Here is a 12,328-nt window from a genome sequence, read left to right on the forward strand (position 1 = left end):
CATGGCTCAGGAAACCGCACGCGTCATCACACTCGTCGTCGTCGACGACCACCCCGTCGTACGGGACGGTCTGCGCGGCATGTTCGACTCGGCCCCGGACTTCGAGGTCCTGGGGGAGGCGTCGAACGGGGTGGAGGGGGTGGACCTGGCGGTCCGGCTGGACCCCGATGTCGTCCTGATGGACCTGCGGATGCCGGGCGGCGGCGGAGTCGTCGCCATCGCCGAACTGGCCCGGCTCGGCGTCCGGTCCAAGGTGCTGGTCCTGACCACGTACGACACCGACTCCGACACCCTGCCCGCGATCGAGGCCGGTGCGACCGGCTATCTGCTCAAGGACGCGCCCCGCGACGAGCTGTTCACCGCCGTCCGCGCCGCCGCCGACGGCCGCACCGTGCTCTCGCCCGCCGTCGCCTCCCGGCTCATCTCACGGGTGCGCACCCCGGCGGCGGGCAGCGAGGCGCTGTCGGCCCGCGAGCGCGAGGTGCTCGAACTCGTCGCGAAGGGCACGTCGAACCGGGAGATCGCCGCCGGGCTGTTCATCAGCGAGGCCACCGTGAAGACCCATCTCACCCATGTCTTCGCCAAGCTGGGTGCCAAGGACCGGGCCGCCGCCGTGGCGATCGGCTACGACCGGGGCATCCTCGGCTGACCCGGCCGTGCACCCCGCTCACTGCGCCACGCGCAGCAGCTGCACCGACCTGGCCGGCACGGTCAGTGTCCCGTCGCCCGGGTGGGCGGTTCCGGGGGCCGTGGTCTGGTCCTCCCGCGAGGTGTCCAGGACCAGTTCGTAACTCCGCGCCCACGGCGGCCCGGGGAGCCGGAAGCCGGTCGGGCGGTGGTCGGCGTGCAGGATCGCCAGGAAGCTGTCGTCGGTGATCTGTTCGCCCCGTGCGTTCCGGCCGGGGATGTCGCGCCCGGAGAGGAAGAGCCCGACCGTGGCGGCCGGCGCGTACCAGTCGCCCTCGGTCATCTCCGTACCCCGTGGGGTGAACCACGCCAGGTCCCGCAGCCCGTCCGCCGCCTGCGGCAGCCCGGAGAAGAAGGCCCGGCGGCGCAGCACCGGATGAGCGCGGCGCAGCCGCAGCACCCGCGCCGTCAGCTCGGTCAGCTCCCGCCACCCGGGCTGTTCGAGCAGCGACCAGTCCAGCCAGCCGGTCTCGTTGTCCTGGCAGTACGCGTTGTTGTTGCCGCCCTGCGTACGGCCCATCTCGTCGCCCGCGACCAGCATCGGCACCCCCGTCGACAGCAGCAGCGTGGTCAGCAGGTTGCGCAGCTGGCGGCGGCGCAGCGCGTTGATCGCGGGATCGTCGCTCTCGCCCTCGGCGCCGCAGTTCCAGGCCCGGTTGTCCGAGGTGCCGTCCCGGTTGGCCTCGCCGTTGGCCTCGTTGTGCTTCTGCTCGTAGCTCACCAGGTCGCGCAGGGTGAAGCCGTCGTGCGCGGTGACGAAGTTGACCGAGGCGTACGGGCGCCGGCCGCCCCAGGCGTAGAGATCGCTGGACCCGGTCAGCCGGTAGCCGAGGTCCCGTACGTCGGGCAGGGCGCCGCGCCAGAAGTCCCGTACGGCGTCCCGGTAGCGGTCGTTCCACTCGGTCCACAGCGGTGGGAAGGCGCCCACCTGGTAGCCGCCGTTGCCGACGTCCCACGGCTCGGCGATCAGCTTCACCCGGCGCAGCACCGGGTCCTGGGCGATCACCGCGAGGAACGGCGAGAGCATGTCGACGTCGTGCATGGAGCGGGCCAGCGCGGCGGCCAGGTCGAAGCGGAAGCCGTCGACGCCCATCTCCGTCACCCAGTAGCGCAGCGAGTCGGTGATCAGCCGCAGTACGTGCGGCTGGACGACGTGCAGGGTGTTGCCGCAGCCCGTGTAGTCGGCGTAGCGGCGGGCGTCGGGCTGGAGGCGGTAGTAGCCGCGGTTGTCGATGCCGCGCAGCGACAGCATCGGACCGAGTTCGCCCGCCTCCGCCGTGTGGTTGTAGACCACGTCGAGGATCACCTCGATCCCCGCGTCGTGCAGCGCCCGGACCATCCTCTTGAACTCGCCGACCTGGCCGCCCGCCGTGCCGCTCGCCGAGTAGTCGGCGTGCGGGGCGAAGTAGCCGATCGAGTTGTAGCCCCAGTAGTTGCGCAGTCCGCGCCTCAGCAGATGGTCCTCGTGGGCGAACTGGTGCACCGGCAGCAGCTCCACCGCCGTCACCCCGAGCCGCAGCAGATGTCCGACGGCCGCCGGATGGGCGAGACCGGCGTACGTGCCCCGGAGCTCCTCGGGGATGCCGGGGTGCCGCTCGGTGAAGCCGCGCACATGCAGCTCGTAGATGACGGAGTCCGCCCACGGGGTCTTCGGCCGGTGGTCCTCGGCCCAGTCGTCGTCGTCATGGACCACGACACCCTTGGGGACGTGCGGGGCGGAGTCCCGTTCGTCGCGGACGGTGTCCGCGACATGCTGCTGCGGCCAGTCCCTCACATGGCCGTACACCTCGGCCGGAAGCGTGAAAGTGCCGTCCACCGCCCGCGCGTAGGGATCGAGGAGCAGCTTCGCCGGATTCCAGCGGGCCCCGGTCCAGGGATCCCAGCGGCCGTGCACCCGGTAGCCGTAGCGCTGTCCCGGCCGCACACCCGGTACGAAGCCGTGCCGGATCTCATGGGTCAGCTCGGTCAGCGCGAGCCGGCGCTCGGTCCCGTCCTCGTCGAAGAGACACAGCTCGACGGAGTCCGAACCCCCGGCCCAGAGCGCGAAGTTGGTGCCCGCGACCCCGTCGGGACCGACCCGGAACCGGGCCCCCAGCGGGGTCGGGGAGCCGGGCCACACGGCGGGCGGCCGCCCCCGTACGGCCCGGCTCCGGGCGGCCGTACCCGGCTCCTGAACTGCCTCCTGCTCGGCTGCGCTCGACACCTGCTCGCCTCCCGCGGCTCATGGGGACCGGCACCGAAAAGGAGCGCACGGCGTCCCGGCCGCGGCTCCCCGAGGGTGGTCCTCCCCCTGTTTCTGCCCATCCGGGCGCCCGCACTCACGTTTCCCCCGACCGGCCCCCGTCGTTGGGCGGGCGTGAACCACGTAGCGAAGAGGGCGGTGGCGGGCAGGGCCACCGCGCCGACATGGGCAGGACTGTTCGTCGTGCTGGCCGTACTGACCGGCTGCACCGGTACCGGATCGATCTTCGGCGGGTCGGCGGGCCCGCCGCAGGAGGCGATCCAGGTCACCCCGCGGGACGGGGCGAAGAACATCGGCCCGGACGGGCGGATCGCGGTGAAGGTCCCCGACGGGAAGCTGAAGAGCGTCGAGGTGACCCGGACCGAGGACGCGCAGCGCCGGAGGGTGCCGGGCCGGATCGCGCGGGACGGACTCTCCTGGGCGCCCCGGGGGAGCGAGGGCCGGCTCAGGCTCGGCGCCAAGTACAGCGTGGACGCGGTGGCCGTGGACGGCTCGGGGAACCGCACCACCCGCCACACCACCTTCACCATGGCCGTGCCCGAGCACCGCTTCATCGGCTACTTCAAACCGGAGAACGCGGCCACGGTCGGCACCGGAATGATCGTCTCCTTCGACTTCAACCGGCCGGTCACCAAGCGCGCGGCCGTGCAGCGGGCCATCAAGGTGACGTCCGTACCGCCGGTCGAGGTGGTGGGGCACTGGTTCGGCGCGGACCGGCTCGACTTCCGCCCCGCCGCGTACTGGAAACCGGGCACCGAGGTGACCGTCGAGATGGCGCTGCGCGACGTGGAGGGCGCGCCGCACGTGTACGGAACCCAGGACAAGAAGGTCGTCTTCAGGATCGGCCGCTCGCAGTCGTCCCTGGTCGACGCGGCCGCGCACACCATGCAGGTGCGCCGCGACGGGGAAATCGTCTCCACCATTCCGATCACGGCGGGCTCCGCGGGGAAGACCACCACGTACAACGGGAAGATGGTGGTCAGCGAGATGCGCGAAGTGACCCGGATGGACGGCCGCACGGTCGGCTTCGGCGGCGAGTACGACATCAAGGACGTACCGCACGCCATCCGGCTCACCGATTCCGGCACCTTCCTGCACGGCAACTACTGGTCGGACGAGGGCGTCTTCGGCTCGGAGAACGTCAGCCACGGCTGTGTCGGGCTGGAGGACGTGCGGGGCGGCAGCAGCGAAACCCCGGCCGGCCGGTTCTACGACCGGACGCTCATCGGCGACGTGGTCGAGGTCGTCAACTCCGACGACAAGAAGGTCGCGCCGGACAACGGGCTCGGCGGCTGGAATCTGGACTGGACCCGGTGGAAGGCCGGCTCCGCCCTCCGCTGAGTCCCCGTCGGACCGCCCCGCCCCGGAGTCCCGCGCCACCTGGCAGAAGTCCCGGGACAACTTGGGACTGAACGGTGACATCCGGGGGGTCATTTCCACACGGCCGGTGTGATTATCTTTCGCTGAGCGTGCATGTGCAGCGCGCGGGGGAGGGAGCCTTCGGGCTCCCGGGGCCTTGGCGGGGCCAGGCCGTGTGAGGGGAGACAATCACATTGAACGGGCAGCCGATATCGGGGACATCGGCCGGGGCGAGCGGCGTACGGGGCGGGCGAGGGTCCACCGGACTGCTGGCTCTGGTACTGGGTGCGCTGCTGTTGCTGGTGACGGCGTGCGGCGGGGGAGACGACGCCGGCGGCGGTAAGGGCGGCGCGGGCAAGGCCGAGGACACCTCGGCCTCGCAGGCCGTGGTGACCGTCGCGCCCAAGGACGGCGCGGACTCCGTGGCGACCAGCGGCGCGCTGAAGATCTCGGCCGACCAGGGGAAGCTGACCACGGTCAAGGTCTCCGACCCCAAGGGCACCGAGGTCGCGGGGAAGATCGCGGCGGACGGCGCGAGCTGGGCACCGGACCAGCACCTGGCCGCCGCGACCAAGTACAAGGTCCACGTGGTCGCCAAGGACTCGGAGGGCCGTGAGTCGGCCAAGGACACCAGCTTCACCACGCTGGTCCCGCAGAACACCTTCATCGGGCAGTACACCCCGGAGGACGGTTCCACGGTCGGCGTCGGGATGCCCGTGTCGATCCACTTCACCCGCGGTATCACCGACCCGGACGCGGTCGAGAACGCCATCAAGGTGACGGCCGAGCCGTCCGTCCCGGTCGAGGGCCACTGGTTCGGCAACGACCGGCTCGACTTCCGCCCCGAGGATTACTGGGCCGCGGGCACCAAGGTGACCGTGAAGCTCAACCTCGACGGTGTCGAGGGACGCCCCGGTGTCTACGGCAAGCAGTCCAAGACGATCTCCTTCACGATCGGCCGCAAGCAGGTCAGCACGGTCGACGCGAGCAGCCACCGGATGAAGGTCGTCCGCGACGGCCAGCAGATCAAGGACATCCCGATCTCGGCGGGCGCCCCGGCGACCACCACGTACAACGGTCAGATGGTCATCAGCGAGAAGCTCAAGGTGACCCGGATGAACGGTGACACCGTCGGCTTCGGCGGCGAGTACGACATCAAGGACGTGCCGCACGCGATGCGTCTGTCCACCTCGGGCACCTTCATCCACGGCAACTACTGGGGCTCGTCCGGCATCTTCGGTTCGACCAACACCAGCCACGGCTGTGTCGGTCTGCAGGACGTGCGCGGCGCCTGGAGCAAGAAGACCTCCGCGGCCTGGTTCTTCGACAACTCGCTCATCGGTGACGTCGTGGTCGTGAAGAACTCGCACGACAAGACGATCCAGCCGGACAACGGCCTCAACGGCTGGAACATGTCCTGGTCGGAGTGGACCAAGTAGTCCTGCGCGCAAGGAACCTCTCCTCACGGGGAACACGGGCGGGCCCGGTGCTGTGACCAACAGCACCGGGCCCGCCGTCGTTAGCGACGGTTAACCTGCCTCTCATGACCGCAAATCTCGAAGTACGCGACGGCGTCGGCACGATCCTGCTGGACCGCCCGCCCATGAACGCCCTGGACGTCGCCACCCAGGACCGGCTGCGTGAACTCGCCGAGGAGGCGACCCGGCGCGACGACGTGCGCGCCGTGGTCCTCTACGGCGGCGAGAAGGTGTTCGCGGCGGGCGCGGACATCAAGGAGATGCAGGCGATGGACCATACGGCGATGGTCGTACGGTCCAAGGCGCTGCAGGACTCGTTCACCGCGGTGGCCAGGATCCCCAAGCCGGTCGTCGCCGCCGTCACCGGCTACGCGCTGGGCGGCGGCTGCGAGCTGGCGCTCTGCGCCGACTTCCGTATCGCCGGCGACAACGCCAAGCTGGGCCAGCCCGAGATCCTGCTCGGGCTGATCCCGGGCGCGGGCGGCACCCAGCGCCTGGCCCGGCTGATCGGCCCGTCCCGGGCCAAGGACCTGATCTTCACCGGCCGCCATGTGCGGGCCGAAGAGGCCCTGGCGATCGGTCTGGTGGACCGGGTGGTGCCCGCCGCCGAGGTGTACGAGCAGGCGCACGCCTGGGCCGCCGGGCTGGCCAAGGGACCGGCGCTGGCCCTGCGCGCCGCCAAGGAATCCATCGACGCCGGTCTGGAGACGGACATCGACACCGGGCTCACGATCGAGCGGAACTGGTTCGCCGGACTGTTCGCCACCGAGGACCGGGAGCGCGGAATGCGCAGCTTCGTCGAGGAGGGGCCGGGCAAGGCCAAGTTCCTCTGACCGAACGACAGTTGGGCACAGACTGACGCGCGTTCATCCGTGCGGGCGGATTGGCCGGGCCTCGGGACAGCCTTGAGGCCCAGCTCCCCGATGGCCCGGTCAACCGCCATCGGAGGGGGTATTCATGCAGGTCAGCAGGGCTGTGGCGGGCCTCGTTCTGCCAGTGGCATATGACTTTCGGTGATCACGGAGCGGCGTGTTCCGGGGTGCGGATTCCTTCGGAACGGCCCCGGGGCACCCGTCTTGCGGCCATGATGGTGTCCATGGCGGGCCTGGAGGGTGTGGAACAGCCGCGACCGCACAGTGGTGCGACAGCGGCGCGCTGGATGCCGGTCGTCGAGGACGAACAGGCGTTCAAGGCGCTGGAGTTGTTCGGAAATCCGACGGAGGGTGAAGTCCGGCTGCCCTCCCGTCCGGAGTCCGCGGCCACCGCCCGACGGCTCACCTCGTGCGTGGTGCTGCGTCAGTGGGCGCTCTCCCCGCAGACCGCCGAGTACGCCGTGCTGCTCGTCTCGGAGCTCGTGGGCAACGCGGTGCGCCACACCGGCGCCCGGGTCTTCGGGTTGCGGATGCTGCGACGGCGGGGCTGGATCAGGATCGAGGTGCGCGACCCCTCGCGCGGGCTGCCCTGTCTGATGCCGGTTCAGGAGATGGACATCAGCGGGCGGGGTCTCTTCCTCGTCGACAAGCTCTCCGACCGCTGGGGCGTGGATCTGCTGCCGCGTGGCAAGACCACCTGGTTCGAGATGCGGATCTCCGACCGCTGACCCGGCCGGATCGCGCCCGGACACACAGCAGCCCCCGGTTCGCCGCGGTGAGGCGCTTCGGGGGCTGCTGTGTGGGGGCCGTGAAATGGGGGGTGTGTTCACGGCCGCTTGTGACGACCGGGCTCGGGTCATGCGGTCGTGTGACCGACTATGGCAGACGGGCGACCTCCCCGCCAAAGAGGCAATTGGTTTATAGGCTGCCATAGTGGGACATTCCAGGGCTGAATCGCAGGTGTGATGGGTCACTTGCCTGCAAAAGTGTGAATATTTATGGGATTCAGTGAGTGATTCATTCGCTTCGCCCATATGCCTAAATTGTTATTTTCTTCCCATTTCGCCCCTACTGTGTCTGCACATGAACGCCTCCGACACTCCGGTGCACCGCCGCGGCGCCCTGCGCGCGGGAGCAGGGGCCGCCCTCGCCGGTGTCCTCACCGCCGGATGCGCGGACCGCGACGCCGCCGGCACACCGGCCGGCACCGTCACGGACACGGTGAGTCCGAAGAACCCCGCCGACGCGACCACCCGGCCGCCGTCCCCCGCTCCCGCGCCAGGACCGCACCGCTTCCCCGGACAGCCGGTCCAGATCGACCACGGCCCCCGGGACCGCGCCCGCGTCGCCCTCACCTTCCACGGCCAGGGCGACCCCGCCATCGCCCGGACCGTGCTCGCCGAGGCCGAACGGGCACACGTCCGGGTCACCGTCCTCGCCGTCGGCAGCTGGCTCGACGAACACCCCACGATGGCCCGGCGCATCCTCGACGGCGGCCACGAACTCGGCAACCACACCCAGCACCACGTCGACATCTCCGCGATGGGCGAGGCCGAGGCGTACGCGGAGATCAACGGCTGCGCCCAGCGGCTGCGCAGGCTCACCGGCTCCATCGGCACCTGGTTCCGGCCCTCACGCACCCGGTCCGCCACCCCGCTCGTCCAGCGGCTGGCCGCCCGGGCGGGCTACCCGCACGTCCTCTCCTACGACGTGGACTCCCTCGACTTCACCTCTCCCGGCGCCGCGGCCGTCACCCGCAAGGTGGCCGGGGAGATCCGCAACGGATCGGTGGTGAGCCTGCACTTCGGCTACGCGGACACGGTCGCCGCCCTGCCCCTCCTCCTCACCGAAATCGACCGCCGCCGACTGCGCGCGGTGACGACCACGGAGCTGCTGACCTGATGTCTCCCTCCACCAAGCACACCGCGGCCCTGCTCGGGGGCGTCCTGCTGGCCGTACTCACCGGCTGCGGCACCTCCGCCGACCAGGCGAACGTCCAGGCCGTCGGCAGCGAGGCCGCCGCGCAGCCCGCCAGGACCGGACGTCTCACCCCGCCCGCGCCGCCGGGGCTCCCCGGAATGCCCCCGGTGCTCGACGCCAAGGACATCTACTCCGCCGACCGGCCGGGAAAGCTCTCGCCGGCCGTCAAGGACTTCCCGTCCCGGGTGTACGTCCCCAACACCAACTCCGACACCGTGAGCGTGATCGACCCCGCGACGTACAAGGTCATCAGGACCATCAAGGTCGGCCGCCAGCCGCAGCACGTCGTGCCGTCCTGGGACCTGAAGACCCTCTGGGTCAACAACGACATCGGCGACAGCCTCACGGCCATCGACCCGGCCACCGGGAAGACCGGCCCGACGGTGCCGGTCTCCGACCCGTACAACCTCTACTTCACCCCGGACGGCAAGTACGCCGTGGTGATGGCCTCGATGGACCGTCAGCTGGTCTTCCGCGACGCCCACACCATGAAGACGGCCAGGACCCTCCCGGTCGACTGCGAGGGCGTCAACCACGCCGACTTCTCCACCGACGGCCGGTACTTCATCGTCTCCTGCGAGTTCTCCGGCGAACTCCTCAAGGTCGACACCGCGAAGATGAAGGTCATCGGCCGGCAGAAGCTGCCGTTCAAGGGCGCGATGCCGCAGGACGTGAAACTGTCGCCGGACGGCGGAACGTTCTACATCGCGGACATGATCGCCGACGGGGTCTGGGTGCTGGACGGCAAGAAGTTCACCACCCCGAAGCTGCTGCGCACCGGCAAGGGCGCCCACGGCCTCTACGTCAGCCGTGACTCCAAGGAGATGTACATCTCCAACCGCGGCGAGGGCTCCATCTCCGTCTTCGACTTCGCACAGCGCAAGCTGGCGAAGAAATGGCGGCTGCCCGGCGGCGGCAGCCCCGACATGGGAGGGGTCTCGGCGGACGGCAAGGTCCTCTGGCTGAGCGGACGCTACGACGCCGAGGTGTACGCGATCGACACCGCCACCGGCAAGCAGCTCGCCCGCATCCCGGTGGGCAGCGGCCCGCACGGACTCGCCGTCTACCCGCAGCCGGGCCGCTACTCGCTCGGCCACACCGGCGTCTTCCGCTGACCGCCCGGCCACCGCGCGCCCCGGCCCTGCCGACCGCTCACCCGGCGATCAGCAGGGCCTCCGAACCCACCGGCCGGTAGCCCGCCGCCTGGAACGTCCGCACACTGCGGGCGTTGCCCGGCGACTGCTGGGCCCACACCACCGCGTCCGGCACCAGATGCCGGGCCGCCCGCGCCAGCCGTTCGCCCAGCCGCCGCCCGCGCGACTCCTCGGCCACCTCGATCGCGGTCTCCCATCGCCCCGCGACGCCCCGGCCCAGGATCACCACACCGCCGTCGGCGGCCCAGACCCGCACCTCGTCGCGGTACTTCATCGCCCGCGCCACCCGCGGATGCTCCGGGTCCTCGATCTCCCGCAGCGCGATCTCCGGTTCGCCGGGCAGCGCGTGGGCGGCCGTCAGCAGATCGACGGTGTTCATGTGCCGGCCGCTGCGGGCCATCAGCACGCCCAGGAAGTACGGATTCATCGTCGCGGCGAGCGCGTCGCCGGGGGTGCCGGCCAGCACGGACCGCACCCAGTCGGGGTCCTCGTCGGTGAAGACCACCGAGTGCGCGGTGAACGCCAGCACTCCCGCGTCCCGGGCGGAGGGCCGGCGCACCACGGTCGTCGACCCGTCCGGCGGCGGGAACCGCCCGTCCGCCGCAGCCGCCAGAATCCGTGCCAGCGAGTCATCCACGAGCGTTCCGCCTCCCCGTCCGGGCCGCGGTCCGCCGGGCGGCGGACCACCCGCCCATGATCGACGACCGGCCGCCGCGACCGCCATCCGTCGCGACCGTTAATCTGGCCACCGTCAGTCAGGCATTGGTCAGGCATTGATCAGGCATTACGAAGGGGCGGAACTGTGGCGGACATCGAGGCGGCGCGCAAGGCATTCGAGCGGTTCGATCTGAACGGCGACGGGCTGATCTCGGCCGCCGAGTACAAGAGCGTGATGGCGCAGCTCGGCGACCCCTACGTCACCGAGCCGGTGGCCCAGGCCGTCATCAACTCGCACGACGCCAACGGCGACGGGCTGCTCACGTTCGACGAGTTCTGGGCCGCGCAGAACTGAGCGTCACGCCGGACCCGGATCCCCGGCCCGAGGGCCGGGGATCCGGCGTTCAGGCGCTCTCGCGGTACGGCGCCCAGCCGCGCAGCTCCGCGTCGCGCGGGGCCCGCACGACGGCGGGCTCTCCGGGGCCGAAGCCCATCACCGGGCGTGAGCCGTCCCAGCCCGGCCAGCCGGGGTCGCCGGACACCGCGAACGCCACCCATGCCGCGTGCATCGCGTCGGCCAGCTCCTGCGGGGCGTCCGCACCGGCCAGCGCCACCGCGTCGGGCCGGTCCAGGGTGTCGAAGACGAAGCCGATCTCCAGCGCGTGACAGGCGCCCAGCCGCAGCACCGGGGACGGCCACCCGAACTCGTAGACATGGGTGCTTCCCGGGCCGTCCGCGTGGGCGTCGGCCAGCCGGTTCAGCGGAACCCGCAGCAGCAGATCGGTGGCGAGCGCGCCGAGCAGCTCACCCGGCGTGGCACCCGGCCGGTTCGCCCGGTACGTACGCGCCGTGGCACCCGGCACCCTGAACTTCAGCAGGGCCAGCCTGAGCTTGAACGAGGACAGCCGCTCCGTCAGACCGCTGGGGACGAACCAGAGCCGGTACTCCTCGCTGTTCGAGCCCAGCAGCAGATCGACACCGGACGCGGCGCCGTCCAGCAGCGCTTCGAGCGGATCGCGGGGCAGCAGCTCGCCGTCCACCACGATCTGGAAGGAGTTCCCGCCGGTCAGCGGGGAGCCGCCGGCCGTCACCTCGGTCTGCGCGGCCAGCAGCGCGGCCGGATCGACCGCGGCCAGCGCCTCCGCCGTCGCCGCGACCCCGAGCCGCTTGGCGATCAGCTCCGTGGTGCGGCGGGCGCCCGCGCCCGGCGGCAGCGCGGTCGGCGCACCGCTCTGCAGCACCGCCCGCCGGAACAGCCCCCGGGCCCGGGGGATGGCCAGCAGGGCGCCGATGCTGATCGCCCCCGCCGACTCGCCGCACACCGTGACCAGGTCCGGATCGCCGCCGAACGCCGCGATGTTGTCCCGCACCCACGCCAGGGCCGCGATCTGGTCGAGCAGCCCCCGGTTGGCGGGCGCGTCCGGGAGCACCCCGAACCCCTCGATGCCGAGCCGGTAGTTGACCGACACCAGGACCACGCCGTCCCGGGCGAACGCGCTCCCGTCGTACAGCGGAACCGCCGACGAGCCGTGCAGCAGCGAACCGCCGTGGATCCAGACGATGACGGGCAGCCCGGTGGCGTCCGGGGACGGCGTCCACACATTGAGGTTCAGGCAGTTGTCGCCCGGTACGTCGGGGTCGGGCAGCAGCCGGTCCAGCGGCGGGCTGTACGGCCGCTTCGGCGCGGTCGGCCCGAACGCCACCGCGTCCCGTACCCCTTCCCAGGGCTCGGGCGGCCCGGGTGCCCGGAAGCGCAGGGCGCCGACCGGCGCGGCGGCGTACGGGATGCCGCGGAACACGGCGACACCCCGCTCCAGCGTGCCGCGCACCGCCCCGTGGACCGTGCTGACCCGGGGTGACGTCCCGGGTATCGGAGTGGGTACGGCAGACATGAGGTCC

11 protein-coding genes are annotated in these 12,328 nt (G+C 71.2%); 8 read left to right on the forward strand and 3 right to left on the reverse strand.

From position 1 onward, the window contains the following. The first annotated feature begins 1 nt into the window (after position 1). Complete coding sequence (locus tag ACFVH0_RS08245) at positions 2-649, forward strand: response regulator (RefSeq protein WP_385818780.1); 648 nt, start codon at positions 2-4, stop codon at positions 647-649. Between the two features lie 18 nt (positions 650-667). On the opposite strand, the gene glgX is transcribed toward ACFVH0_RS08245, so the two are convergent. Continuing rightward, complete coding sequence (gene glgX / locus ACFVH0_RS08250) at positions 668-2,890, reverse strand: glycogen debranching protein GlgX (protein WP_385818781.1); 2,223 nt, start codon at positions 2,888-2,890, stop codon at positions 668-670. A 153-nt stretch (positions 2,891-3,043) separates the two neighbouring features. Here glgX and ACFVH0_RS08255 point away from each other — a divergent pair, with 153 nt between their 5' ends. The 6 genes from ACFVH0_RS08255 to ACFVH0_RS08280 all read left to right on the forward strand — a co-directional run bounded on the left by ACFVH0_RS08255 (position 3,044) and on the right by ACFVH0_RS08280 (position 9,733). Continuing rightward, positions 3,044-4,270 (forward strand): Ig-like domain-containing protein, encoded by a 1,227-nt coding sequence (locus ACFVH0_RS08255; protein ID WP_385818782.1) that lies wholly within the window; start codon positions 3,044-3,046, stop codon positions 4,268-4,270. A gap of 212 nt (positions 4,271-4,482) precedes the next feature. After that, positions 4,483-5,727: an Ig-like domain-containing protein gene (locus tag ACFVH0_RS08260; protein ID WP_385818783.1), complete on the forward strand. Its 1,245-nt coding sequence runs from the start codon at positions 4,483-4,485 to the stop codon at positions 5,725-5,727. A gap of 104 nt (positions 5,728-5,831) precedes the next feature. Next, positions 5,832-6,599, forward strand: coding sequence for an enoyl-CoA hydratase/isomerase family protein (locus ACFVH0_RS08265; RefSeq protein WP_385818784.1), 768 nt, complete (start codon positions 5,832-5,834; stop codon positions 6,597-6,599). A 251-nt stretch (positions 6,600-6,850) separates the two neighbouring features. After that, complete coding sequence (locus ACFVH0_RS08270; RefSeq protein ID WP_385818785.1) at positions 6,851-7,366, forward strand: ATP-binding protein; 516 nt, start codon at positions 6,851-6,853, stop codon at positions 7,364-7,366. A 355-nt stretch (positions 7,367-7,721) separates the two neighbouring features. Next, a complete protein-coding gene (locus tag ACFVH0_RS08275) occupies positions 7,722-8,540 on the forward strand; it encodes a polysaccharide deacetylase family protein (RefSeq protein ID WP_385818786.1) in 819 nt (272 codons plus the stop codon). Then, on the forward strand, positions 8,540-9,733 hold the full coding sequence (locus tag ACFVH0_RS08280; protein WP_385818787.1) for a beta-propeller fold lactonase family protein: 1,194 nt from the start codon (positions 8,540-8,542) through the stop codon (positions 9,731-9,733). The genes ACFVH0_RS08275 and ACFVH0_RS08280 overlap by 1 nt, the downstream gene beginning before the upstream one ends. A gap of 37 nt (positions 9,734-9,770) precedes the next feature. Here the strand turns inward: ACFVH0_RS08280 and ACFVH0_RS08285 are convergent, their stop codons facing one another. Further along, on the reverse strand, positions 9,771-10,409 hold the full coding sequence (locus ACFVH0_RS08285; RefSeq protein WP_385818788.1) for a GNAT family N-acetyltransferase: 639 nt from the start codon (positions 10,407-10,409) through the stop codon (positions 9,771-9,773). A gap of 165 nt (positions 10,410-10,574) precedes the next feature. Between ACFVH0_RS08285 and ACFVH0_RS08290 the strand changes: the two genes are divergently transcribed. Continuing rightward, positions 10,575-10,784: an EF-hand domain-containing protein gene (locus ACFVH0_RS08290; RefSeq protein WP_385818789.1), complete on the forward strand. Its 210-nt coding sequence runs from the start codon at positions 10,575-10,577 to the stop codon at positions 10,782-10,784. A gap of 49 nt (positions 10,785-10,833) precedes the next feature. On the opposite strand, the gene ACFVH0_RS08295 is transcribed toward ACFVH0_RS08290, so the two are convergent. Beyond that, positions 10,834-12,321, reverse strand: a complete 1,488-nt coding sequence (locus ACFVH0_RS08295; RefSeq protein WP_385818790.1) for a carboxylesterase/lipase family protein — start codon at positions 12,319-12,321, stop codon at positions 10,834-10,836. Positions 12,322-12,328: the final 7 nt, after the last annotated feature.

The sequence above is a fragment of the Streptomyces sp. NPDC127117 genome (assembly GCF_042677325.1).
Lineage (GTDB): Bacteria > Actinomycetota > Actinomycetes > Streptomycetales > Streptomycetaceae > Streptomyces.